This is a genomic window from Nocardia carnea, assembly GCF_029868855.1.
Taxonomy (GTDB): domain Bacteria; phylum Actinomycetota; class Actinomycetes; order Mycobacteriales; family Mycobacteriaceae; genus Nocardia; species Nocardia carnea_A.
In genome coordinates, this window is sequence record NZ_JARWOV010000121.1 from 1 (window position 1) to 24852 (window position 24852).

22 protein-coding genes, 1 tRNA gene and 1 pseudogene are annotated in these 24852 nt (G+C 65.4%); 13 read left to right on the top strand and 11 right to left on the bottom strand.

The window, feature by feature from the left end; translation table 11 throughout:
- The first annotated feature begins 441 nt into the window (after positions 1–441).
- Together QH195_RS11740 and QH195_RS11745 are read left to right on the top strand one after the other, a co-directional pair.
- Positions 442–1143 (top strand): hypothetical protein, encoded by a 702-nt coding sequence (locus QH195_RS11740; protein WP_280435375.1) that lies wholly within the window; start codon positions 442–444, stop codon positions 1141–1143.
- Positions 1144–1257: 114 nt separating this feature from the next.
- Positions 1258–2373, top strand: coding sequence for a hypothetical protein (locus tag QH195_RS11745; protein ID WP_280435376.1), 1116 nt, complete (start codon positions 1258–1260; stop codon positions 2371–2373).
- A 424-nt stretch (positions 2374–2797) separates the two neighbouring features.
- On the opposite strand, the gene QH195_RS11750 is transcribed toward QH195_RS11745, so the two are convergent.
- From QH195_RS11750 to QH195_RS11760, 3 genes are all read right to left on the bottom strand, one after another.
- On the bottom strand, positions 2798–3727 hold the full coding sequence (locus tag QH195_RS11750) for a nucleotide-binding protein (protein WP_280435377.1): 930 nt from the start codon (positions 3725–3727) through the stop codon (positions 2798–2800).
- Between the two features lie 139 nt (positions 3728–3866).
- Positions 3867–4343: a DUF4231 domain-containing protein gene (locus tag QH195_RS35240; protein ID WP_432278313.1), complete on the bottom strand. Its 477-nt coding sequence runs from the start codon at positions 4341–4343 to the stop codon at positions 3867–3869.
- A gap of 734 nt (positions 4344–5077) precedes the next feature.
- Positions 5078–6523, bottom strand: a complete 1446-nt coding sequence (locus QH195_RS11760; RefSeq protein WP_280435379.1) for a recombinase family protein — start codon at positions 6521–6523, stop codon at positions 5078–5080.
- 26 nt (positions 6524–6549) lie between these two features.
- On the opposite strand from QH195_RS11760, the pseudogene QH195_RS11765 reads away from it, so the two are divergent.
- Together QH195_RS11765 and QH195_RS11770 are read left to right on the top strand one after the other, a co-directional pair.
- Positions 6550–6738: pseudogene (locus tag QH195_RS11765) on the top strand (MBL fold metallo-hydrolase); the annotation flags it as partial.
- 202 nt (positions 6739–6940) lie between these two features.
- Positions 6941–7849 carry an ElyC/SanA/YdcF family protein gene (locus QH195_RS11770; protein ID WP_280435380.1) on the top strand — a complete coding sequence of 303 codons (909 nt, stop codon included), beginning with the start codon at positions 6941–6943 and terminating at the stop codon, positions 7847–7849.
- A 7-nt stretch (positions 7850–7856) separates the two neighbouring features.
- On the opposite strand, the gene QH195_RS11775 is transcribed toward QH195_RS11770, so the two are convergent.
- Complete coding sequence (locus QH195_RS11775; protein ID WP_280426567.1) at positions 7857–8759, bottom strand: cutinase family protein; 903 nt, start codon at positions 8757–8759, stop codon at positions 7857–7859.
- Positions 8760–8899: 140 nt separating this feature from the next.
- On the opposite strand from QH195_RS11775, the gene QH195_RS11780 reads away from it, so the two are divergent.
- Entirely contained in the window at positions 8900–9118 is a 219-nt protein-coding gene (locus QH195_RS11780) for a hypothetical protein (protein WP_280435381.1), read from the top strand.
- 23 nt (positions 9119–9141) lie between these two features.
- On the opposite strand, the gene QH195_RS11785 is transcribed toward QH195_RS11780, so the two are convergent.
- Positions 9142–9957, bottom strand: a complete 816-nt coding sequence (locus QH195_RS11785) for a MerR family transcriptional regulator (protein ID WP_280435382.1) — start codon at positions 9955–9957, stop codon at positions 9142–9144.
- Between the two features lie 324 nt (positions 9958–10281).
- Here QH195_RS11785 and QH195_RS11790 point away from each other — a divergent pair, with 324 nt between their 5' ends.
- From QH195_RS11790 to dnaG, 3 genes are all read left to right on the top strand, one after another.
- Positions 10282–10980 carry a YdcF family protein gene (locus QH195_RS11790; protein ID WP_432278312.1) on the top strand — a complete coding sequence of 233 codons (699 nt, stop codon included), beginning with the start codon at positions 10282–10284 and terminating at the stop codon, positions 10978–10980.
- A gap of 64 nt (positions 10981–11044) precedes the next feature.
- Complete coding sequence (locus QH195_RS11795; protein WP_280435383.1) at positions 11045–12289, top strand: deoxyguanosinetriphosphate triphosphohydrolase; 1245 nt, start codon at positions 11045–11047, stop codon at positions 12287–12289.
- A gap of 67 nt (positions 12290–12356) precedes the next feature.
- On the top strand, positions 12357–14279 hold the full coding sequence (gene dnaG / locus QH195_RS11800) for a DNA primase (RefSeq protein WP_280426563.1): 1923 nt from the start codon (positions 12357–12359) through the stop codon (positions 14277–14279).
- A 189-nt stretch (positions 14280–14468) separates the two neighbouring features.
- Here the strand turns inward: dnaG and QH195_RS11805 are convergent, their stop codons facing one another.
- The gene (locus QH195_RS11805) at positions 14469–14717 is read right to left on the bottom strand and encodes a hypothetical protein (protein ID WP_195057105.1); all 249 of its coding nucleotides are present in this window, start codon (positions 14715–14717) and stop codon (positions 14469–14471) included.
- 206 nt (positions 14718–14923) lie between these two features.
- On the opposite strand from QH195_RS11805, the gene QH195_RS11810 reads away from it, so the two are divergent.
- A tRNA-Asn gene (locus QH195_RS11810) sits at positions 14924–14996 on the top strand.
- Positions 14997–15742: 746 nt separating this feature from the next.
- Positions 15743–17032, top strand: coding sequence for a Fic family protein (locus tag QH195_RS11815; RefSeq protein ID WP_280435384.1), 1290 nt, complete (start codon positions 15743–15745; stop codon positions 17030–17032).
- 346 nt (positions 17033–17378) lie between these two features.
- Here QH195_RS11815 and QH195_RS11820 read toward each other — a convergent pair whose 3' ends face one another.
- Complete coding sequence (locus QH195_RS11820; RefSeq protein ID WP_280435385.1) at positions 17379–17918, bottom strand: YybH family protein; 540 nt, start codon at positions 17916–17918, stop codon at positions 17379–17381.
- A gap of 239 nt (positions 17919–18157) precedes the next feature.
- Between QH195_RS11820 and sigJ the strand changes: the two genes are divergently transcribed.
- A complete protein-coding gene (gene sigJ / locus QH195_RS11825; protein WP_280435386.1) occupies positions 18158–19078 on the top strand; it encodes an RNA polymerase sigma factor SigJ in 921 nt (306 codons plus the stop codon).
- Between the two features lie 54 nt (positions 19079–19132).
- The gene (locus QH195_RS11830; protein WP_280426559.1) at positions 19133–19600 is read left to right on the top strand and encodes a YybH family protein; all 468 of its coding nucleotides are present in this window, start codon (positions 19133–19135) and stop codon (positions 19598–19600) included.
- A 138-nt stretch (positions 19601–19738) separates the two neighbouring features.
- Here QH195_RS11830 and QH195_RS11835 read toward each other — a convergent pair whose 3' ends face one another.
- The 4 genes from QH195_RS11835 to QH195_RS11850 form a co-directional block, all read right to left on the bottom strand.
- On the bottom strand, positions 19739–20146 hold the full coding sequence (locus tag QH195_RS11835) for a helix-turn-helix transcriptional regulator (RefSeq protein WP_280435387.1): 408 nt from the start codon (positions 20144–20146) through the stop codon (positions 19739–19741).
- Positions 20147–20157: 11 nt separating this feature from the next.
- The gene (locus tag QH195_RS11840; protein WP_280435388.1) at positions 20158–20703 is read right to left on the bottom strand and encodes an AraC family transcriptional regulator; all 546 of its coding nucleotides are present in this window, start codon (positions 20701–20703) and stop codon (positions 20158–20160) included.
- 328 nt (positions 20704–21031) lie between these two features.
- Entirely contained in the window at positions 21032–21730 is a 699-nt protein-coding gene (locus tag QH195_RS11845) for a response regulator (RefSeq protein ID WP_280435389.1), read from the bottom strand.
- Positions 21727–23364 carry a sensor histidine kinase gene (locus QH195_RS11850; protein WP_432278314.1) on the bottom strand — a complete coding sequence of 546 codons (1638 nt, stop codon included), beginning with the start codon at positions 23362–23364 and terminating at the stop codon, positions 21727–21729. Before QH195_RS11850 ends, QH195_RS11845 begins: the two co-directional genes overlap by 4 nt.
- Before the next feature lie 56 nt (positions 23365–23420).
- Here QH195_RS11850 and QH195_RS11855 point away from each other — a divergent pair, with 56 nt between their 5' ends.
- On the top strand, positions 23421–24770 hold the full coding sequence (locus QH195_RS11855; protein ID WP_280435391.1) for a cation:dicarboxylate symporter family transporter: 1350 nt from the start codon (positions 23421–23423) through the stop codon (positions 24768–24770).
- Positions 24771–24852: the final 82 nt, after the last annotated feature.

The window sequence follows — 24852 nt, forward strand, 5'->3', positions numbered from 1 at the left end:
ACACCCCCCAAACCCCTCCCCCCGGGGGGGGGTTCGGCCCCCCTCCTCCCCCCCCCCCCCCCCCCACCCCCCGCCCCCGCCCTCCTCCGGTGGTGGGCCCCCGGGGCAGGGCAAGAGCCAACACCAAACACAAAGAACAAAAAGAAGACAAAGACAAAGAAGAGAAGAGAACCACAAAAGAGAAGAGGGGGGACCACAAAGGAGGCGGCTTGGGAGGAGGGTCACCAGGGGGCGGAAGTAGCGATCCGGAGGGGGAGAGGGGGGACCACAAGAAGAGGATCGGGGCTAGGGCGGAGTTGAGTCCTACGGCTCAAAATCGGGACCCAGTGGCGAGATTGAGTCCCAAGTATCAGATTGATTCCTAGGACTAAAAACCGCCTCCTGCCAGCATATTTGGCGTAGAATTGAGTCCTAGGAATCAATTCTGTGGGGAGGTTCCCGGTGAGTCAGGTAGCCGGTTCGATGGTCAAAGCAATCGAGAACGCGTGGGCAGGTCTACGTGTGCAGCATCCCGATATCCCCGACGTGGTGGTCACGGTCGCCGCGGGGTCGGTCGGTCGGCGCGGTGTCCGGCTGGGCCGGTTCGGGCCGGACCGGTGGATGCACAACGGCGTATGGGTATCGGAGCTGTTCGTCGGCGGGGAAGGCTTCGCGTATGGCCCGCGGGAAGTGCTCGCGGTCCTGCTGCACGAGGCGGTCCACGGCATCGCCCGTACCCGCGGGATAAAGGACACCAGCCGCGGCGGCGCCTACCACAACAAACGGTACTTCGAGCTGGGCGGCGAGGTCGGACTCTCCGTCGAACGCCAAGACGGACGCGGGTGGGCGCACACCAGCCTCCCTGACGCCACCGTCAACCGCTACCGCCGGGAAATCGACCTGATCGGCGCGTCCCTGGTCGCGCACCGCCGCTCCGAACACGACGGGATCCCCGACCCGGTCACCACCAAGGGCGACGAGACGAGCGACGAGGAGAACACCGAGGAGACACCGGAGCGGAGCCCGAAGAACGGCCGCTCCCTGACCTGTCAATGCGACCCGGTCCGCCGGGTTCGAGCCCACCAGCGCACCATCGACGCCGGCCCGATCCTGTGCGGGGTGTGCCAGCACCCGTTCACCTGTGTAACCGAGACTGATTCCTAGCCATCAAAACAGCGGAAGATTGCGAATTTTGTTCCTAGGCTTCAATTTTCGCCCGATCAGGTCGCTCTTCACGCTACCGTTATAGCGAGTCGATCTATGTAGGGCGGGGGTTCCATGGCCGCACCAGAGGACGAGTCGGCGTGCTACGCGACGGGGATGGACACGGCGCTGGGCCGCTACGACGAATTAATCGACGTCCGGAATTCGGACACCTTCAATGCCTGGCGCAATACCCCCGGCCTGCGGTGCCTGGTCTGCCGACACCCGGTCGAGGCTTACCACTCTAGCCGTCAGCGCCCGTATGTCCGCCACGGCAAAGGCCATGCTGCCACTGGTAGTCCTCGCCAGAGGAAGACCGCCGACGAGACGTTCCTGCACTTCAAACTCAAGTACTGGGTCTGCGCCGAGCTCCAGGTCCACGGATCCTCCGACGCCCACGTCGAAACCCGTCTGGAGCGCCGCACCCCGGACGTGTTCGGCCATATCGACGGCCGCGGCTACGCCGTCGAAGTCCAGTGGTCTCCACTTGCCCATGCCGAAGCCTTGGCACGCACCCGAGACTTGTTGGCTGCCGGTGCCGACGAGGTTCTGTGGCTCACCCGCACCTGCGCCTGGGCGGAGAAGCTGCCGGTGCTCGGTGTCAAATCCTTCAGGGTCGCCGGGGACGACTACGAAGCCCATACCGGCTATCTCGCTCACCGCCCAAGGCTGGGGCTACGCCCAGCGCCGATCTCGATTCGCCATGCGCTGCGCTCCTGGACTGCCGGCGAGCTGGTGTGGGCACATCAAGACCACAAGAAAGCAGGGTGGGCCACCGTGACCGACTGGAAACTGCACACCCGCGCACAAGCCGACGAGATCCTGCAACGGAAGCGCCAGCTCTCCGCCGCACTGACAGAGCGGGACAACCTCAAACGGCAGCTACAGCATGCGCAGGCCGCCATCGACGACAACGCCGGCGCCCTGGATCATCAGGCCGCGGTCATCGACCAGCTGCACGAACGGAGCCGGAGGCTCGACGAGCGAATCAGCCGGCTCGACGAAACCCTCCAGCAGACCCAGCAGGACAAAGAAGCCGAACAACGCCGACGCCTCGCTGCCGACCAGGCACTCGCAGAGCAGGAGCAACAGGTCAGCCGGCTCCGCGCCGCCCTTCAAGGGCGAATGGTGGTGATCAGCCTCCTGTGCATCCTCTGCGGGATCCTCCTGCTGGCCGTCCTACTGATCTGAGATTGACCCCTAGAGTGCGAACGGTTCACCACACACGAGGCAATGAAAAGGTCCCCTGAGTTCCTCTGGCACCTTTATAGGCTCGTGGTCGTGACACGGGGAAGCCACGATCTGCATGTCGTTGGGGTCGGTAAGCGCGGGTGGTGCACTCTTGACCTGGTCGATGGTCAGCCCGGTCTCGCTTGCCAGCTGCCGGAGAATCTCCGGTGTTGCGGAGTCTCGCGCGTACTCAAGTTGCTGTTCTGTGAACCAGGAATCGGGGGAGGCTGACTGGCCGCACAGCGGACAGAAGTAGACCTCTGGGGAAGCATCCGGTTCGCTACCGTCCACAGGACCGAGATGCCATTTGAACTGCGCGTTGCAATGGGGGCACTCGCGCCGCAGGAAGCCGTCCTGGTCGACGGGAATAGAGACGTACATGGCCCTACACCGCCCCGAGACTGACGAAAAGTTCCTGCTTGATCGGAGTGCCTTCGGCGGTCTTGCCTACGGCCTTGATGGTCAGGTGCGTTTGGCGGTCGCCCCAACCCTTGTTGCCGAGGAAATCGAGAACGGCAACTGGCTTTCCGGCGGGAAGCTTCGGAATCGGCAATGCGCCGTTGCTCCGTAGGTCTCCACGACCACCACTGGGAAGGTCGACCACGTTTAGGTCATAGACGTCACCGGGCCCGTGGTTGACGATCTCGATCACGCCGATTTTGTTTCCACCGCGGTCGATATAGCGTGCGTCAAGCCGTGGCTCTCGCGGTCCTTGTTGCTGCGGGATCTTCTTTCCGATTGGTAATCCGTTCCCAGGTCCGGCGGGGGGAGTCAGATCGCCTGCGGTATGCCAGTCCGTTCCGATCAGATCCACGGAGCATCCAGCGATTCGAAGTTTAGAAGCCAGCATCTGGCGCTTCCCGACAGAGTTATCCAACCGGACAGTGTGCCGACCATGAATGTCGCTGAACCCTTTTACATCTCCGAACTCGACGATCACCGTCCGTTCGGGGGATCGACCCATCGCCATCCCCGCCTCATACAGCACATTCGGACGCGGCTGGGGTTGGGGACTTGTTTCGGGGTCATCTGGATCATCACACAGTCGGCTGTCGAGGTACGCGATGTCGTCTGGAGTCTGGAGGACAACAACTGCTTGGGCTTGCGCAAAAGCCGCGTTCAAGACATCCCCGATGTATGGAGAGGCTGTTCCTGTCATCTCCAGTGCTCGTGCCCACTCGATGGGCTGTAGGCCGATGGATCGCAGGAACTCGAATACTGCTCGGCGCGCGGGATCGTTCCGTCCATGGATGACGAAAACCTGTTTGGAGTCGGGCTCTGATCCTGGACTTGGTGCGGGGGAGCTTTCTGTCATGGCTGCTTCTCCGTGTGGCTATGCAGGAGGCGTTCGAGTTCCTGGCCCGGGATGGCTGGTCGTGCTGAACGTGTCCTTGCGAGTGGTTGCGCCGCAGTGATCCACAGCACAAACCGGTATCGGCGTGGGGAGAAGATCGTTACCTCGGTTCGGGAGCGAGAGGTGCCTCTCGCGTCCTGGGTGTCTGTTCGATCTCGCTGTATCGGTTAGCGGCCCAATCGCCGGTCTCTCTCTCGATGATTGAGGAGACACGTTCGGCTAGGGTCCTTCGACGATCCTCCCCGACGTACGGGCCGACCTGAGCCATATACAGGAAGCTTTCGTTCTTGAGCGTCTCGGCCGCTGCTCGCCAGCGCAGCCAGTTGCTATGCCACTGAAAGAGCTGCTGCGCGCCTTCGGCCGCAATGGGGACCGCAGCAACGAGGGCGGTTACCCATCCTGTGGCGCCGGCGGCGGCAAGCACAGGTATGACGGCCCCTACAACGATCTGGACTAGCTTGACCGACTTGTATGCGTTCTTGGCCGAGTTAGATCGAGTCCTGTAGTAGTCAAGTTGATCTTCCAGGCGACGCCACACCACATCTTCGGTCGACGGGCCTTCTCTCGATTCCTCCACGGCCAAACAGATAGCACGTCGAACTCTCGTAGCCCCATGCTTATGGCCGTCTCTTCGAACGTGCGAGCAATTGTCTGCCCCACGAACTCGGCGTGGGCAGCCATGTGGGGTTGGTTTTCTCTCTTACCTGGCATTTTTCTGGTGGGCGCAGACGGGCTCGAACCGCCGACCGCTGGTGTGTAAAGACCGATCCGGAGCGGCCGGCCAGCCGAATCCGCGCACGCTGACTGTGTCAGTCTCTCGTAGCCCGAGTGCGACGAATCGTGGCTGCGCGGCAGTGGCATATGGCGGTGTACGACTTCAGTTTCCTCGCCATGGAGGAGAGTCCAGAGCAAGAGGAGTTCCTGGGGCAGTTCCGGGTCCTGGGTACTCTTCGCGATGAGTTCTATGCCTGTGCGCGTACTCACCTGGGGGGTGGGCAGAGTCATCCGGCGCGGCGAGGGCGACAACTGGCCTCCTCCGTACGTCAACTCGCGCGTTTCAATGCGGTCAGGGAAGGCGGAGACGAGCCGATCGCTCCTGAGGAAGTGGGTGTCGCAGACCAATAGATTATGAGAAAATACTCTCTGGCCAGCAGGTTCTTTGCTGGTTGGTACATCGCTGACAGTGATTGAACTCATAATCCATTGGTGCCGGCCGTTGGGATGGGAGGGCTTGAGATCGAGGCTTGTCGAGCCCGTGGCCCAGAACCACCTCGACTGATGAACAGCAGTCGAGAGGCCGAGAACCCTATGTCAGCGCGGCCCTTTGAATTCGAAGACCGAGTCATATTCGTTCCAGTCGATGCGGACTCCTTCGGGCTTGAAGCCAGGTCCTCCGCGGGCTGGGAGGATCGTGACTCGTATACCGAGAGCGCTCAGCACCGCGATCTGCTGGGTGACGACGAGACCGTCCCAGACCTGGCGGGCATCGCTGGTAGTGATTTGTGACAGCAGTGCGCCATCTAGGCCAGCAGCGGTCCGAGTCGCGTCAGCTTCGGCCGCGGCGAGCTCCGGCTTGAGCTTCGCAGTGATGCGCGACAGTTGCTGCGCGTCAATGGCCCCATCGGCGAAAGCGTCCGCCGCGCTGTCCAGCCGGGACCGGATGGCATCTGCCCGGAAGCGGGCTTCTTGGCCGGCAGTGTCGTCTCGGGCGAACAGGTCACGTGCGTCAGGTTGCGTCAACCTCGTGCAGACGACCTGTGCAACGAACTCATCGACCCATTCGACTCGTCGACCGACGCATCCGCGACCTGTCGGGCAGGCGTATAGCACGTGAGGGCCTCCGCGGTTGACGACTCGCAGGGTGGAGCCACACACGCCGCATCGACCGATCCCGAAGGACAGCAGGTGTCGCCGGGCTCCGCTCTTCGTCGCCGAACGGCCAGGAGCGGTAAGCAAGGCTGTTACACGGTCGTGGTCGTTGCGATCCACGATCGACGGCCAGGCGGCCGGGTACTCCTGGCCGCGGTGCGTCCTGACCGAGATATTCATCTTGCGCAGAGCTAACTTCCGGACCGTTGACGACATCCAGTGCCCTTTGCCCTGGGGCGTGGGGATGCCTTCTTCATTCAGGCGCTTGACGATGGCTTTCAGCGATATGCCGGCCAGTAGATCCGCGACGATCCCGCGGACGACTTGTGCCGCTTCCGGATCTTCGATGTCTTCCCAGCTCAGTACGTTGCCCGAAGTGTCCTGGTGGTAGACGCGCCGCCACCCGTAAGCGACATGCCCGTTGGCGCGGCCTTCCTCGGCGCGCTGCTGTGCAGCACGGGCGATCCGCTCGCCTTTGATCTCCGACTCCGCCGTGTCGAACTCGCCGAGCACTCCGGCATACATCCGGCCGGCGGCAGATGTCAGGTCGATATCCGAGCCCTTGACGAGCGCGATGCCTACACGGGCCTTCGACAGAACGTCGATGGCATGGGCGCGTTCACGCCGGTTCCGCCAAAGGCGCGATAGGCCGTACGCAACGATATGGTCGAACTCGCCGCGCATGGCCGCTTCGAGCATGGCCTCGTAGTCCTTGCGGTGCTTGTTCCCCTTCAACGCCGAGATGTCGTTGTCGGTGTATACCTGCACGACTTCCCATCCTCGGGACTCTGCGAGGCGGATCGAGTCCTCACGTTGACGCGCGATGCCCTTCTCGGTGCTCCGCGGATCCTCGGAGATTCGACAGTAAACAGCCGCCCTACCTGCCATGATGCTATGTTACCCGCTGAGAGCCCTCCGTATTTCCGGGCGGAATCGGAAAGACTTGGCGCCCGGAGGATTTCACGACCCTGCTCGACGGTGTGACCACCAAATTATTCGATCGCTACGGCGACGATACCGTCGTCTACCCAGGCCATGGCGATGACACCAGCCTCGGTGCCGAACGTTCGCAACTGGCGGAGTGGCGGAACCGAGGCTGGTAGCACGCGGACGTCCGGAGCCGGGTCGAGTCGTCGTGTTCGTACGCAGTACGGAGCTACATCCCCACAGTTGGGGATGTAGCACAGTGGGAACGGCCGTGGGTCGGATTGATGTGACTGAGGGTGGCAGTGCATGGGGGCCAGAGGGGATTCGTACGGCACGGGTGATGCGGTCGAGGTAACGCGACAAGCCGCGAAGCGCACGGTGCGTGCACTGACCACCGGCGTTTCCCACGTGGTCGAGGCCGAGCGCGGATTGATCAGCGGGACCGATGCGTCGGCCGGTATGTTCCTCGGCGCTGATCGAAGTGGTGTGATCGCGGTCGACACCGCGGGCCGGGCGCTGATCGGGAGTGACCGGGTATATGGCGGACGGCGCGAAGCCGCATACATCGAATGGATCGACGGGTTGCGGAGGTCCGGGGCCGATCCGGATCGAGTTCTCGCCGATCTCGGGTCGATCTGGGATTTCCTGCGGCACGACCCCAAATGGGAGTTCGACCCCAGCCGACAGTACGGCGGTGCGGTCATGTTCGGCAGCCCTGATATCGGTGGAGCCGCGGTGCTCACCCATTTCCTGCGCGACCGCGGTCTCGGCGATACACCGGTGGTTTTCTCCGGCTACGCCGATCCGGGGAAGGGCGCTCTGGTTCCCGAGGCGGTGCGGTTCAGGACGGAGGCCGAGCGTAAGGGTCTGGGTGCACACCGCATCATCGAAGACCGCCTGGCCCGCAATACCGGAGAGAATGCGAGCAACTCGCTGGCATTGCTACGGGCCGAGGGCCGCGATGTGAGTTCGGTTATCGGCGGATGTACACCACAGCACGCACGTCGGGTATGGGCAACGATCATGAAGCAGGACGCCGGCGTCGAGCATGCCGCCATCGTCACCAACGACGTCACGGTCGAGAACTACCTACGGTACGGGCTGCGCACCGACCCGCTGCAGGCCGTACCGCCGGGCGAAGTGGCCTCCGCGATCATGGGTGAGATCAAACGGCTCGACGCCTATCCCGCCGAAGGACATATCGTGGCCCAGCCCATACCCGACGATATCCGCGGTGCGTACGACAGGCTGGGTGAGATGGTCCGGCCGACCGAGAAGCGATTCTGAGTTCCGCTCAGGCCAGACCGACGAGCTGCTGCCGCAGCCAGCTCAGGGCTGTGGCACCGCCCGCTACCCGGTAGCTCGGGTAGCTCTGGTGGATACCGGATTTCACGAAATCGTCGACCTGCTGTTTGCGCTCCTCGTAGGCGGCGCCGTTGAGCTGGTCGTGCAGCAGGCCGAGGCCGCCCGCGGCCAGCGCGTCGTTGAGCAGTTCGAGACCCAGCGAATGATAGTTGCCGAACTGGGCGGGGTCGGCATTCGAGACCTGGGCGAAGAACCCGGCGATCCGGGCGGCGAAATCACCGTCGGGGGTGGAGCAGTACAGATCGCCCACCGCGCAGAAGGTGTAGGTACGGTTGCTCAGCCAGCCGAAGCCCGTCAGCCTGGGACCGCCGGCGCCTGCGCCGGGTACGGCCGGACCGATCAGATTGTCGGTGGGGGAGCGGCGCGGATCGGCGATCAGCCCGACCAGGGCGACCCGGTCGGGGGAGACGACGCCCAGCCCGGTGCCGATTTCGGAGGCGAGGTCACCGGCGGCGTCGGCGCCCTGGCTGTAGCCGAGCAGCGCGAACCGCGTATTGGCGCAGCGCCGCGAGATATCGGAAATCATGCCGCGCGCGCCCGCGACGGCCTCGTTCTTGGAACGGCCGTAAACCTCGCCCTCCCACGGGAACGCGGTCGCCGTGTAGGCGACATAGTCGGCGTATGCGCCGTTGGGCAGGCCGTCCGTGACAGCGGCCAGCATCCCCTTGCCGGGGTCGTCCTTCGAGGTCTCCCAGGTTCCGGGGATCGCCACCACGTACAGCCCGGGGCAATGCGCCGGTGCGGCATGGGCAGTCGTCGTGGCCACCGCTGGGGCGAGGACAGTGGCGAGGGTTACCGCCAGACCGGCTGCGGCGTTCTTCCATCCAGGCATTGTGTACTCCATGTGCTCACCGAGACGGCCACGGGCCGTTCACCTGTTCCCAGGATTCCCAAAACAGTCCAAGGGCATGCCGCATCATTGCGGCTTGACGCATAGGTAAGGGCGGATCCGTGGCCACCGGGGAACGGCTGGTGACGCAGCAGACCTCGCCGACGAACAGCCAACCACAAAAAGTCCGTATCGGCAGCACAATCTACCGGTGTTCGACCCTGATCCACGGGATATTCACCGTGCGAAGGCGGATCATCGCCGAAATTGTCCGTTCCATCCGGTTTCCGGCTGTGGTGAGCGCTTCCACTCCGCCAAGACGCAAGCCCTACTCCGGACCGGGACTGCCGGAGCCGATGTGAGCGGCTCCGGCAGCAGGGACTCATCAGCGCGTGATGGGTTCCTGGAGTTCGGTTACCCATTTGCTGGTGTCCACATCCCAGACCAAGGTGACCTCGCGTCCGGGTCCCGCTGCGCGGTAGCCGTTGTCGGCTATCCATTGCACCAGGTCCTGGTGCGGTTCGAGGACGCCGTTCATATCGCCCCGGTAGATCTGCGTCGCCGCCAGCGGCAACTCCGGGAGGTCGACGACCGTGAAATCGCCGGACTCGACGGGCTCGATCCGCACCGGCATGCCCGCGTGTGCCAGTACCGAGCCGTCGGCTTGCTGATCGTAGTAGCAGACCGCCGGCCCGGTGAACTCGATCCGTTCCCGCTCCAGCGCGGCGCACAGTTCCGTGAACAGCCGCTCCACCGCCGACCCGATCTTCTCCGGCGTGAAATCGGCGACCACGGTACTGCGTTCGGCGATCCGGACCGCCGGAACGGATTTCACCACGATCTCATCGGTAGGCATGGTGCCCTCCCTTTCGATTACCCGGAGTCTCGCCTCGACCCGGATGAGCCGTTCCCGGTCCGCGGCTATGCGCTGTTCGAGATCGGCGCGGCGCAGGATCAGCATGCCGCGCATCTCGGCGCCGGTCACCGCGTCGTCCAGCATCCGGCCCACCTGGTCCAGCGTGAACCCGAGCTCTTTGAGCGCGATGATCCGGTTCAGCCGGGCCAGCTGACCGGCCTCGTAGAAGCGGTATCCGCTGACCGGGTCGACCCGGTGGGGCACCAGCAGGCCGAGCAGGTCGTAGTGGCGCAGCATCCGGACCGACACCCGTCCGTGCCTGGCGAAATCTCCGATACTCAACATGACGCCACCTGTTCTATGGGCTGACATTGTGTCAGGGTCAAACAGTCGTTCACCGGCTCGCCGACAGCCGTCGGGCGCAGGCGCAGGGACCCTCGTCGGCACTCATCCGGGGGAATCCGATAACGATTCGGGCGGCAACACCGGTTCGATGTTCCCGGTATCGCAGGGATTTCGGTGTGTCTCGCGGTTGCCGGACGGACGGTATCGAGTATCACTACCCCCTCTGAACAGTGCGGACGCTTTCCGGAGTGGATGGGCGGGGCGGTTGCCGGTTCGAAGTCCGCGCTGTCCGGCGCCGGGAACCTGCCTGGCAGACTTGTCGATGTGACTTGGGCTCCAGCGCGTACACGACCGGACTCGCGTGCCGATTCCCGTGCCGCGGGCGGGATCGGTGCCGCGATCCTGCGCTGGACCGGCCGGTTGATCAGCGGCGCCGTGGTGCTGGGGTTGGTGCTGCTGCTCGGGACCGCGGTGCGGGTGTGGCAGGTCGCGCGGATCGAGGACTACACCCCCGCGGACGCCATCGTGGTACTCGGGGCCGCCCAGTACTCGGGTACCCCTTCCTCGGTGTTCGAGGCCCGGCTCTACCAGGCCGAGCAGTTGTACGAGCAGGGCGTTTCGGACCTGGTGATCACGGTCGGCGGGAAACAGGAAGGCGACCTCTACACCGAGGCGGCGTCGGGGAAGATGTATCTCACGGAAGCCGGCGTCCCCGAGGATGCGGTGCTCGCCGTGGAGACCGGATCCGACACCCTGCGCAGTGTCGAGGCCGTGGCGGCGGCGATGAAGGAGCGCGGCCTCGAATCCGCCGTTCTGGTGAGCGACCCCTGGCATTCCCTGCGCACCCGCACCATGGCCCGCGACGCCGGACTCGACGCGTGGACCGCACCCACCCGCACCGGCCCCGCCGTGTACACCCGCGAATCGCAGGCACACGGGATCGCCCGGGAGACCGCGGCTCTGCTCTGGTATCAGCTCACCCATTTCTCGGCGGACGATTTCAGCTACACCGCCGGCCAGTGACACTTCATCTGCCGGTGCTGCCGGACACTCCGGAACGTCACCCCGGGCTGGCAGACTTGGTGCGATGACGTACACCGAGCACGACCGGGAACGCCTGGTCACCGAGGCCCCGAAAACGGCCGGCCTGGTCGACGCCGGCGCCGGCGGTAACGGGCACCGCAGCGAATTCGCGCGCGACCGTGCCCGAGTGCTGCATTCGGCCGCGCTGCGCCGCCTGGCCGACAAGACACAGGTCATGGGCCCCCGCGAGGGGGACACTCCGCGCACCCGGCTCACCCATTCGCTGGAGGTCGCCCAGATCGGGCGCGGAATCGCCGACGGTCTCGGTTGCGACCCCGACCTGGCCGAACTCGCCGGTCTCGCGCACGATATCGGCCACCCGCCCTACGGGCACAACGGTGAGAAGGCGCTCGATATCTTCGCCGCCGCGCACGGCGGGTTCGAGGGCAACGCCCAGAACCTGCGCATCCTGACCAGGCTCGAACCCAAGGTCCTGGATTCCTACGGTCACAGCGCCGGGCTCAACCTCACCCGCGCCGCCCTCGACGCCTGCATCAAATACCCGTGGCAGCGTATCGAACCGGGCGGCAAATTCGGTGCCTACGAGGTGGATGCCGACAGGCTGGCCTGGGTGCGCAAAGACGCCCCGGAACGCCGGCCCGCCCTGGAATGCCAGGTGATGGACTGGTCCGACGATGTCGCCTACTCCGTGCACGATGTGGAGGACGGGATCATCGCCGGCCGAATCGACCTCCGCGCACTGGCCGACCCGGTGGAGCGGCTGGCACTGGCCGAGCTGGGGCATGTGCAACATCGCGCCTTGTCGGTCGACGATCTGGTGGCAGCGGCACAGCGGCTGTCGGAGCTGCCGGTGGTCGCCGACGTGTTCCACTACGACGGCACATTGCGCAGTTCGGTCGCGTTGAAGCGGCTCACCAGCGAACTCGTGGGGCGGTTCGCGAACGCGGCGGTGGTCACCACCAAGGAGGCAACGTCCGGCCCACCGGCTCGTTACGCCGCCGATCTGCTGGTGCCGCCCGTCGCCGCGGCCGAGGTCGCGATTCTGAAAACCGTCGCGCTGCGCTATGTCATGTCCGATCCGAACCACAAACTGCGCCAGGCGGCTCAGCGGGACCGCCTGATCGCTGTGGCAGAACACCTGCTGGCCACCGGACCGGCCGCGCTCGACCCCCTCCTGAAACCGTGGTGGGACGCCGCCGCCGACGACACCACCCGGGTGCGGGTGATCGTCGACCAGATCGCCTCCTACACCGAGAGCCGGCTCGAACGTGTCGCCGCCCACCTGTGAACATCGGTGAGTTCGCGCACAGGGTGCTCGGGTCCCGGCCCGAGTCCGCTCGCCTAGACTCGACTGCGTGACCGGACGAATACCAGCTCGCGATATCACCGCCATTCGGGAGCGCGTCCGGATCGAAGACGTGGTGGGCGAGTACGTGGCCCTCAAACGTGGCGGCGCCGATTCGATGAAGGGCCTGTGCCCGTTCCACGACGAGAAATCGCCGTCTTTCCACGTCCGGCCGAACCACGGACTGTTCCACTGCTTCGGGTGCAACGAGGGCGGCGATGTGTACGCCTTCATCCAGAAGATCGAGCACATCGGGTTCGTGGAGGCCGTCGAACAGCTCGCCGACCGTATCGGCTACCGGATCGACTACGAGGGTGGCGGTACCTCGGTGCAGCGCGACCGCGGCACCCGCTCCCGGCTGGTCGCCGCCAATGCCGCCGCGCACGAGTTCTACGTCTCCCGGCTGCGCGGCCCCGATGCGACGGTGGCCCGCAAGTATCTCACCGACCGCAATTTCGACGAGGCCGCCTGGACCCAGTTCGGCTGCGGCTACGCCCCCGACGGCTGGGACACCCTCACCAAACATCTGCTGAACAAGGGCTTCGAATTCAAAGAGCTGGAGGCGGCGGGTCTGTCCCGGCAGGGCCGTCGCGGCCCGATCGACCGTTTCCACCGGCGGCTGCTGTGGCCCATCCGCAACCTCGGCGGCGATGTGATCGGTTTCGGGGCGCGCAAACTCTTCGACGACGACACCATGCCGGGAAAGTACGTCAACACCCCGGATACGTTGCTGTACAAGAAGTCCCAGGTGTTGTTCGGTCTCGATCACGCCAAACGGGATATCGCGAAAAGCCACCAGGCCGTGGTCGTCGAGGGCTACACCGACGTGATGGCCATGCACCTGGCCGGAGTGAAAACCGCAGTCGCCGCCTGTGGGACCGCGTTCGGTGACGATCATCTGGGGATTCTGCGCCGCCTGCTCATGGACGACAATTTCTGGCGCGGTGAGATCATCTTCACCTTCGACGGTGACGCCGCCGGCCAGGCCGCCGCCCTGAAAGCTTTCCTCGGTGATCAGAAAGTCGCCGGGCAGACCTATGTGGTGGTGTCTCCGGACGGTCAGGATCCGTGCGAGATGCGGCAGCGATCCGGTGACGCCGCCCTACGCGATCTGGTCGCCCGCCGCGAACCGCTGTTCGATTTCGCGCTGCGCCAGGAGATCGCCAAACGGGAGGACAGCCGGACCGGTGCCCTGACCTACGACAGCCAGGTCGAGGTGATGCGCTGGGCGGTACCGATCGTCGCCCAGATCAAGGATCACGGCCTGCGTAAACGCTATGCCACCCAGCTGGCCGAATGGACCGGCTGGCAGGATCCGCAGCTCGTGTACCGCCGGGTCGACGAGGAGGCCCGCAAGCTCCGCGGTGCCGCGGCCGCACCCGCCCGGGCGCCCCGGGTGGAGCACACCGGTCCCACCCAGCCGGCCGCCCGCCCCGACCCGCGTGACCCGGTGCTGCGCTCGCAGCGCCAGGCGCTCACCGCCGGTCTCCAGTACCCGGAAATCGCGGGCCCGGCGTTCGACGCGCTGGAAACCGACGCCTTCACCCATCCCGCCTATATCGCGGTCCGCACGCTCATGGCCGAAGCCGGTGGTGTCTGCTCCGGTCTCTCGGGTGCCGACTGGATCGCCGCGATCACCGATCACACCGACGACCTCACCCTGCGCGCCCTGGTTTCCGAACTGGCCAGTGAACCGCTGCCGGTGAAAACCAGCCACGATATCCCGCGCTTCATCACGGGCGTCCTCGCGAGTGCCCAGGCCGCGCTCGTGGGGCGGCAGATCGCGGAACTGAAGTCCCGCCTGCACCGCGTCTCCTCCACCGACGACCCCGACACCTACATGGCGTTGTTCGGTGATCTGGTGGCACTCGAGCAGTACCGCAAGAGCCTGCTCGAACAGGCCATGGGCAGCGGCGACTTCGCGGCCACCTGATATTCGCCGCTCATCGGGCCGGTGCCGCGATCGGATAGCGGGTACCGCTGTGGCCGCTACCACCTCGGCGCAGACATATCCGACCGCAGGATTGCGAGTCGCCCGAGCGTGCCGTCGACAGGTCGGGTCGTCTCGGAGATCGGGCGTGCACGACCGTGCGTTCCGCGGAAGTGCTCGTGTGCAACTGGCCTAACGGCGGCGCAACTGGTCGTGCGGCACCATCACGGTGGTGCGTTCGTCCAGCGGCTCCATGGGCTCCAGCTTCGGCTGGGTGCTCAACTTCTCCGATAGCTTCTGCCGGCTCACCAGCACCAGCTTGCGGGTCACCGGGCTCCCCGCGACGGCACGCGCACTGGCACTGATCTGCTCATAGCGCGCCCGCCCGGCCTTACTGCCCAACACATAACCGGCAGCGATACCGATGATCAACCGCAGCATCTTGGGTCGAGCTCCTCCCAGTAGTCCGTGCTGCCCCATCCTGCCCGACCGCACCGACACCTGTCGATCCGACGCCACCGCAGACGCGCCGCTCGCACCCACTTTCCCCGCGTCCCCCGAGCTCGACCCCGCGATTTGGGCGCACACCCACCCATACGCTAGAGTTTCACCTCGGTCAGCCCGGTACGGGTGAGACCGCCGAGCAATCCCCTATAGCTCAATTGGCAGAGCAGCCGACTGTTAATCGGCAGGTTACTGGTTCGAGTCCAGTTGGGGGAGCAGAAACATCAGGTCAGACTCGATAGTAAGGCTTGGCCTACTATCTTTTCCGGACGACGTGTGCTGGCGTCTTTGTTGCGGTGTGTGCGGCGAAGCCGAGCGCAATACGCGAAATGGATCGGCACCAGGTCCCACCCACACCCCGCCTCGCCGCCATTCGGTTCGCGGAAATGTAGATGCCGAGTCCCGGCACCCCAGGCGTGCTTCGTATCGGCCGTCGAGGTGGTGGCCGGGTAGGAGCCGCCGGTGGTGCTGGGTTCGACGTATACGCTGCCTGCGACACCCGGCGCCCTCGATCGGGCGTCAGAACAGGAACAACTGGTCAAAATCCGACCTTCCGCCGCTGCATAATTCCCTGTCCACTGTTCGGGGTGAACCTCAGTTCGATCGGTGCCCCCGGTGGACTGGAGCTGGCTGGGCCTGGCCTGGCGCACTGGCCGGCGTTCGCGGCTGCGACCGTCGCTGCACTACCTTGGCCGGAGCGGCGACCTGCACAGTCGACGTCCGGGCCGCGGTCCGATGAGGGGTCGTTTCGCAGCCGGGGCCGCCTTAAAAGGGGTATACCCAGAAAACCGGCCGAGTACGACGTCGTGTCGCTGCGCACGGTCTTGCGGGAGCTTGATCGAGTGGAGACGCTGCGCGGATCCGGTTCTCCCCAGCTTGACCTTCCGCCATCCCACCTGAAATTAACTTTAGGTACTCTAGGGTTAGTTTTCTGTCACGAGGCTTAACCTTGAGGAGTGTCCGTGGCGAGGTACGAGGAACGGGTGTGGCAGCCGTCGGACGAGGGTCTGCTCGCCCGGCGGGATCGGCAGGCCGGAACCTACCTGGCCTATATCCCCGATCCGCTAGGCCGGGACCTACCGCAGATCGGCCCCCGAGCCCAGCAGGCTGCCGAGGACGCACTAGCAGTGCTGGCCAGGGCCGATGAACGTATCGGGCCCCGGGGCAGTTATCTCAACCACCTGCTGATCCGGTCCGAGTCGATCTCCTCGTCCTGGATCGAAGGCAACCGCATCACCCCCAAAAAACTCGCCATCGCCGAAACCTTGGAATCGGGAACCCGCACCGCCCTGGACGTGGTGGCGACCGTGCACGCCACCGAGCAGGCCATCGATTCCCTGGCCGACCGATTCAGGCCGATCACGACACAAGACCTCGTGGATCTACAGCACACCATCGAACCCCGGTTACCGGCCGGCCTGCGAACCGAACAGAACTGGGTGGGCGGACCGGGGTGGAGCCCACTGCGGGCCGAGTTCGTACCGCCACCCGAGTCCGAAGTTCCCGCCCTGGTCGAGGACTTGGCCTCGTTCCTGACCGCCACTCACGGCAATCCGGTTGTGCGGGCCGCGATCGCCCACGCGCAGTTCGAGACGATCCACCCGTTCATCGACGGCAACGGGCGTACCGGCCGCGCGCTGATCCACACCGTGCTGCGGCGCTGTGATGCCCTACGGCACACGTTGATCCCGATCAGTACCGTGTTCGCCGCGCGCACCGACGTCTATCTGGCGGGCCTGACCGCCTATCGCGATTCGGAACCACACACCGACGAGTGGGTCATCGGGTTCGCCCATGCCGCTGAGCAGGCAGCGCAGACCGGAGTGCGGCTGGCCCGAGACGCTGCCGCACTCGATGATCAGCTCCTGCAACGCCTGGTCGAGCACCGTCGCCGACAGGGCACGAGTCCCGCCCTACCCCGTCGCGATGCGGTCGCCATGAAGATCCTCGCTGACTTGTCCACACATCCCGTACTCACCACAGAATCGGCCGCCACTCGGTATGGTGTCTCGGCTGTCGCCGCCCACCGTGCCCTCACTGAGCTGGCTGACGCCGGAGTACTCGGCCGCTCGAAGAATCACAAGGGCAAAATCGTGTGCTACACAGCTGACGCCCACCTGGGTCTTACTGCCCTCGCTGAGCGCGCCAACCGGGTCGGGGCCGGCGATACCGACCATCGGCGACCCGATCAGGGGCCACCGGCGCCGGCGGTGGACCGTTTCGGCCGACTGCGTACCGATGCACCGAAATAGCTCTGGGCTCGGTCGGCAACTGCACCGGTGACCGGCCCGGTCATGGACCCCTGGTCCGATCAACGCACCCCTTCGGCTCCGCGCCGTTGACGACCGGCGACTGCCCGGCACTGGCGGAGTGGGCGAAGCGGCGCGGTTCCCCGGCAGGACGGAATCGGAGGCTGCTCCGCGTCTGGAAGCGCCCGGATCGGTCCCTACAGCGGAAGTCGGCATTCCGCGGGCATTCGTGGTGTCGATTGCCCGGTTCGCATACCGTAAGGCGGACGGAACGGGTACTCGGGCAGGTCATCGAAGAACCGCCGAGATGCCCTGTTCCGACACCGATCACGAGCGGTGGGCTATCCGGTCACACGGACGTCGCGGCAGCCTTGCGCCGCCGTCGCCGCACACGGAAACGAGCAGTCAAGCTGCTGATGACCAGCGAGAATATTGTTCGGCCGCCGCCCCGGGCCGGTGCGTCCTTGTGGGAGGCGAACCAGACCTGAAAGTTCGCCGGACTGATCGGCAGCGAGATATGTTCGTGCGTTATCGTCCACTTGTCGTTCGAATATCGCAGGCAGACGGTTTCTCGCACCCATATCGACAACTCGATCCCGCCCCTGTGCTTGCCCGAGTCCAGATGAAGCATGTTGGCGAACGCGACGTCTTCATTCGTGACGATGGTCAGGTCGTGCGTTTCCAGGCCGATCGGGCCGTCATAGCCGTCGAACCACCGCACGAAGTTGTTGCGTACTTCGTCGGTCCCCGTGAACCGGAGAGGGGCGACAGCATCGTAGTAGACGATGTCAGGAGAATAGAACGTCATGAGTCGATCGATGTCCTTCGAGCGCTGCGCATCGGCTCGGTTCGCAAGCAATGCCCTGATTTCGGGCTCTTTCGAAGTCATCGTTTCTCCGTTCGCATTCCGGCCGCAGCCGGCTTTCCGGCAGCGGTCCTGTGGATTCCGTAGTCCGACGACACAGCCTCGGTAAACGTGAGGTGCTGCTCCTTCGTCGGCTCGGTGACGGGCTCGACAATGTCGGTGCAGGCAGGTCGAGGTGAGGTGGTCCGCCGACCTCACATTTATGCGACCTGGTACGTCGAACAGGTGAGGAAACCAGTGACGACCCGAGGGAGCCGCAGACAATGACCATCCCGTTCCAGCCAGGACACGAGCGGCAGGACCCGAGTATCGACGTGCTGATGAGCGAGCGGGCTCAGTTGATCGGTCTCGCCTACCGGCTGCTCGGTTCGCTGGCCGAGGCCGAGGACGTGGTGCAGGAGGCTTTCGCCCGCTGGTATGCCATGTCCGAGCAACAGCGGGAGGCCATCCGATCCCCCGGTGCCTGGCTGCAGACGGTCACCAGTCGTATTTGTTTCGACCTGCTCGGCTCGGCGCGCGCTCGGCGCGAACACTATGTGGGCGAGTGGCTGCCGGAACCGGTACCGGAATCCGCGGAGTGGATCACCGGCCGCAGCGATAACCCGGCCGAGCGCGTGACGCTGGACGAATCGGTGAGTATGGCGTTCCTGATCGTGCTCGATACTATGACCCCGGCCGAGCGCGTCGCATTCACCCTGCACGATGTCTTCGGCTACTCGTTTGCCGATATCGCCGAGATCGTCGGACGCACTCCGGCGGCTTGCCGGCAGCTGGCTTCCTCGGCACGCCGGCGGATCCGCACATCCAGGGCACCGGTGACACCGGCCGGCCGACCGGCCGACATCGTCAGCGACTTCAAACGGGCATGGGAAGCCAAGGACATACCGGCCCTGATCGACCTTCTCGACCCCGACGCAACAGCGATCGCCGACTCCGGCGGGCTTGTGAACGCCGCGGCCGGTCCCATCGAAGGCGCAGAGTCGATCGCGCGGTACTGCGTCGCCTTTGCGTCGCTGACGCCCGGGAACTTCGAGATCATGGAACGAACCGTCAATGGACAGCCCGGCCTGGTCATCTTGCAGGAAGGCGTCACCGCGACCGTGTTCGCCTTCGGCCTCGCAGGTGACCGGATCACACGCATTTGGGGTATACGCAACCCCGACAAACTGAGCCGATGGACGTGAGATATCGGTGGGCTGCGGTCGACACCCGGAATATCGACGCCGAAGGAACTGGTGATGACGACATCGAACAACTCCCGCGCACACACCGACCGCATCGCCGCGGACGAAGCTGCGATCCGCCGACAGATCGACAAGGTGGTCCAGGGGATCCGAGCCCAGAATCTCGAGGCCGTGCGACAGGTGTATACGGCCGATGTCGTGTCGTTCGACGTCGAACCCCCACTGCAGCACGTCGGAACAGCGGCGAAACTCGAGAACTGGGCGAAAGTTTTCCTCGCCTTCGAACGGGTGACCTACGAGCTCCGCGACCTGACCTTGACCGTGGGTGAGGAGGTGGCCTTCGGGTACGCCTTCGGCCGTCTCGGCGGCATTCTGAAGAACGGGCCGACGACGAGCGGTATATGGGTCCGGGTCACCTACGGCCTGCGGAAGATCGAGGGCACCTGGTTGATCGCGCACGATCAAGTCTCGGTGCCGGTCGACATCGCGACCGGCCGAGGGCTGGTAGATCTGGAACCTTGAGGCGTCCCCGCGTTCGGCCGGCGACGAGGCTCGACTCGGACCGCACCGGATTCGCGGCAACAGGCGTCGGAACGCTCCGGTGGCGTAAGGACCGGCCGGGTGGAGCGCAAGCTCGCCGATCGCCGCCCTGGTCTGGGTTCAGGGGCGCGGATCGGCGGGACGAGTATCGCGGTAATCGGTCGGAGCACTACCGGTCCATCGGTGGAACGCCCGGCGAAACGCGCTGGCCTCGGAATAACCGAGGCGGGCAGCGAGTTCCGCGACCGACTCATCGCCGTGTACCAACGCTTCGACGGCGCGGTCGCGAAGAATCTGCTCCTGGATACTGCGCTGGCTGGTTCCCTCGGCGCGCAATAGCCGTCGCAGGTGTGGTGCGCTGATCGACAATCGGCGGGCGAGCTCGTCGGCGCCGAGCCAGGGACCGTTCGGGTTGCGTTCCATGATCGTGCGGACCCGTGCCGCGGTGGTCGCGGACTGTTCCGGCGCATAGAACAGCGCACCGGGCGCGTCGGGCAGGAACCGCTCGAGGTCGCCTTCGTCACGCACCACAGGTTTGGTCAGTAACGCGCGTCGAAGGACATCGCTACCCGCCGCGCGCGAAAGACCGGCCGAACTCCGAAAATGAGCGCGTACTCGTCGGCCAGATAATCGGCGTCGAAAGGAAACTCGATCAGCCGCAACGTAATCGGTGACCCGATCAGCCATCCGGCGAACCGCTGTCCGGCGCCGGCGACGGCGAGCGCGACGAACGGGTCGAGGCGAGTGCCGGGTTCTTCCTCGCTGCTGATCGCCGCCAGGCCCGCCTCGTCGGTCTGCAGCCTCCAGCGGATGCCGATGGTCACGGTGGCCAATTCGAGCATACGAGCCAGCGCACTGCGCAGATCCCGGGTGTGGATGATGGTCAAACCGGCCAGTCGCAGCGTCCCGGGCGTCACCGGCCGCGGTCCCAGACCCAACAGATCGTCGTCGGTTTGCTCCCAGAGGGCGCGCACTACAGCGGTGGTCTGCTCCGGCGTCATCCGGGCGCGGTCCTCGGCGTAGAGCCGCCAGTCGAGCCCGGCTCCACGGAGTGCCTGTTCCACATCGATGCCGCGCTTCGGCATTGATTCGACCGTCGCCCGCAAGAACCGCATCGGAATCGTGTGCGCCACGTGACTCCTTCGACCTCGATGACCGGTTCGGACAGTACCAGTGCCGATGATCGTTTCGGTCCCCCAGAAGGCCCGTTGCAGTCCTCGCCGGGCGAGGCCCGCACTCATAGCGTCATAGGAACAGCTGGATAGGTGATCAAAGGAGAGGAACCATCCTGTGACGCAACGGGTATTCGTCATCGGTGTCGGCATGACGAAGTTCGAGAAGCCAGGTCGCCGCCTCGATGAAGACCAAGGGACTGCTCGCCGGATGAGTGACTCATCGCCGGGCGGGGGCGGTTCACGGTGTGGTTCGCCAGGTGTACCGGATCTGTGGGCGCCCTGCCCGGCCGTAGTCGGTGTGCCGATCGAGGAGTCCGTCGTCGGCGAGTTTTTCGAGATACCGCCAGGCGGTGACCCGCGAAACGCCGGCCGCACGGCCGGCCTCGGCGGCGGAGAGACCTCCGGGGGTGGTGCCGACGATCCGGGAGATCTTCTCGAGAGTCTGCGGTGCCACGCCTTTCGGTGAACCCGCCCGCGGGCTCGGGGTTCGCAGGGCGTTGAGGGCGCGGTCGACGTCGTGCTGGGAGAGCGCGGTTCCGCCCGTCGGCAATGCGTTGCGGTATTCCAGATAGCGTTCGAGCTTGTCGCGGAAGGCGGCGAAGGTGAACGGCTTGAGCAGATACAGCGCGACACCGTGGGTGACGGCCGCCCGGACCATGGTGAGGTCGCGGGCCGAGGTGATGGCGATGACATCGGGACTCGGCCGGAGTCCGGCCAGCGCGGCGGCGACGTCGAGCCCGCTCGCGTCGGGCAGGCCGATATCCAGCAGTGCGAGGTCGATCGGCGTGCCCTCGGCCGAGGCCGCGGTGGCCACCCGCACGGCGTCACGGGCCGTGTGCACGACGGCGACGGGGGAGAAACCGGGCACCCGTTCGACGTAGGCGCGGTGCGCCTCGGCGATCAGCGGCTCGTCCTCGGCGATCAGCACGCGGATCACGGTGTCGTTCCCCGTGGCAGTGTCACCGCTACCGTGCTCTCCGGAGTGTTCTCGGTGCGGATCGTGCCGCCTCGGCGAGTCACCAGCCGGCTCACCAGCGCCAGGCCGAGCCCGTGGTGGTCGGTTTTCGTCGAGTAGCCGCGTTCGCTGGCGCGCGCGAACATTTCGGCGGACATACCCGGGCCGCTGTCCGATACTTGTACGTGCAGTGTCGAAATATCCTGTCGTACGGTGACTTCCACCCACGCGTCGGTGGTCTGCGTTGCCGCGTCGAGGGCGTTGTCGATCAGGTTTCCGACCAGTGTCACCATTTCGTGCGCCGTCAGTGGTGCGGTGGAGTCCAGTGCGGTGTCCGGCGTTACGGTCAGTTCGATGCCGCGCTCGGCGGCTTGATTCACCTTGCCCAGCAACAGGGCGGCCAACGCCGGTTCCGCGATCGTGGCCAGGAGGCGGTCGATCAGAGCTTGGGAGAGTTCGAGTTCCGCGGTCGCGAAGTCGACCGCCTCGGCGTATCGGCCCATCTCCACCATGGTGATCATGGTATGCAGCCGGTTCCCGAATTCGTGGGCTTGCGCGCGCAGCGACTCGGCGAAGCCGCGAACCGACTCGAGCTCGCCCAGGACACTCTGCAATTCGGTGTGGTCGCGAATTGTGGTCACGGTTCCGAGCGGGCGACCCGCCCAGGTCACCGAGTCCTGGTTGAGCACGAGCACGCGATCGTCGGTGACGTGCATTTCGTCGCGGACGAGGCCGGTGCCGATTTTCCGAAGCGAGACCGGCAGATCACTGCGCCGCACCGGACCGTCCGGGAGGCCGAGCAGGCGGCGCGCCTCGTCGTTGACCACTTCGGCCTCGTCGTCCTGCGCGACGGTTCCGGGCGGGCGTCCCGCGCCGAATACGAGCAAACCCTCGTGGATCGAATGCAGCACCGCTTCGTGGTGCTCGTACAGCCGGCGCAGCTCACGCGGCGCCAAACCGTGCGTCTGGCGCCGCAACCTACGGTTCAGCAGCAGGGAGCCGGCCATGGCGACCAGCAGGCCGGCGGTGGTGACTGCGAGGATCGGTGGCAGCTGGGCCTGTACCTGATCGCCGACCCGGGCCCGGGTCACGCCGGCCGATACGAGCGCGACGATGCGCCCGTCGTCGTATACCGGCGTCACCGCACGGATCGAGGGACCCAGCGAACCGGTGTAGGTTTCGGTGAACGTCGCACCGGCCAGTGCGCGATCGATCGTGCCGCTGAACGGTTTGCCGATACGCGCCGGGTCGGTATGGGTGAACCGGGTCCGATCGGGTGCCATCACCACGATGAAATCCAGGCCGGTGCGGCTGCGGATCAGTTCGGTCACGGGTTGCAGCACGGCCGAGGGATCCGGTTCGCGCACGGCTGTCGCGGTCGAGGGCGCGACTGCCAGGCTCACGGCCACGGCGGTGACTTCCTGCCGGATCGCCTCGTCACTGTCCCTGCGTGCGTCGAGCACCGCGAGTGCCGCCCCGGTGCCGATCACCAGCGCGAGCACGACCAGTTGCAGGGCGAACGTCTGCCCGGCAAGCGACCATCGACTGCGTTTCACTGTGCTGTCCTCCGTGAACGTAATGTACGCAACCGTGACCGGGGTCACTCGTGCGGTCATCATTCTTGGCACAGGAAGCGTGACTCAGCGCATAGGCACCGTCGAAGAGGACCGTCATGAGTGATTCCGCACCGGCCACGCGGCGCGACCGCACCCACTGGTTATATCTGGCCGTCATAGTCGCTGTCGTGGCCGGCATTGCTGTCGGCTGGCTCGCGCCGTCGGCCGGGAAGTCGGTGGGTGTGCTCGGCACCATGTTCATCGACCTGATCAAGATGATGATCGCACCGGTCATCTTCTGCACCATCGTGCTCGGGGTCGGATCGGTGCGGGCCGCCACCAGCGTCGGCAAGGTAGGCGGGCTCGCACTCGGCTACTTCCTGGTGATGTCCACCGTGGCGCTCGGGATCGGGCTGCTCGTCGGCAACCTGCTGCAACCGGGTGGCGGGATGAACCTGTCCGAGAACGCGGGGGCGGGCGCCGAGTACGCCGAACAAGCACACGCGGCCGGCGGCACCCTCGAATTCCTGCAGGGCATCATCCCCGACACGTTGATCTCCGCGCTCACCGCGGGCAGTGTGCTGCAAACGCTGTTCGTCGCATTGCTGGTCGGTTTCGCGGTGCAGGCCATGGGCAGCACCGGGGAGCCGATCCTGCGCGGCGTATCGGTACTGCAGAAACTGGTGTTCCGGATCCTGTCGATGATCCTGTGGCTCGCCCCGATCGGCGCATTCGGCGCGATCGCGAATGTGGTCGGGCGCACCGGCCTCGACGCCGTGCTCGCGCTCGGCACGCTGATGATCGCCTTCTACCTGACGTGCGTGGTGTTCGTCTTCGGAATCCTCGGGGTTCTGATCCGGGCCGCCGCCGGGGTGTCGATCTTCAAGCTGGTGCGTTATCTCGCTCGCGAGTATCTGCTGATCGTGGCGACATCCTCGTCGGAGTCGGCGCTGCCACGGCTGATCGCCAAGATGGAGCATCTGGGCGTCGAGCGGACCACCGTGGGTGTTGTCGTCCCGACCGGGTACTCCTTCAACCTCGACGGCACGGCGATCTACCTGACGATGGCGTCGATCTTCATCGCGGATGCGCTGGGGCAGCCGCTGGCGCTGGGGGAGCAGATCGGATTGCTGGCCTTCATGATCATCGCCTCGAAAGGCGCCGCGGGAGTTACGGGCGCCGGCCTGGCGACGCTGGCCGGCGGGCTACAGAGCCATCGGCCCGAACTGCTGGAAGGTGTGGGGCTGATCGTCGGAATCGACCGGTTCATGTCGGAGGCCCGTGCCGTCACCAATTTCTCCGGCAATGCGGTCGCCACCGTATTGGTCGGCACCTGGACCAAGACCCTCGACCCGGACCGGGTCCAGCTGGTCCTGGACCGCAAACTGCCCTTCGATGAGCAGACCATGGTCGACGATCATCCGCCACAGGCCGAGCCCGCCCCGCGGGAGATGGTTCCGGCGTGACCGATTCGGCAGGACCGGTCGGGCCGCCCCACGGCCGGCCCGACCGGATCCCGGGTGCCGGCCGACCCGGCCGATGGACACC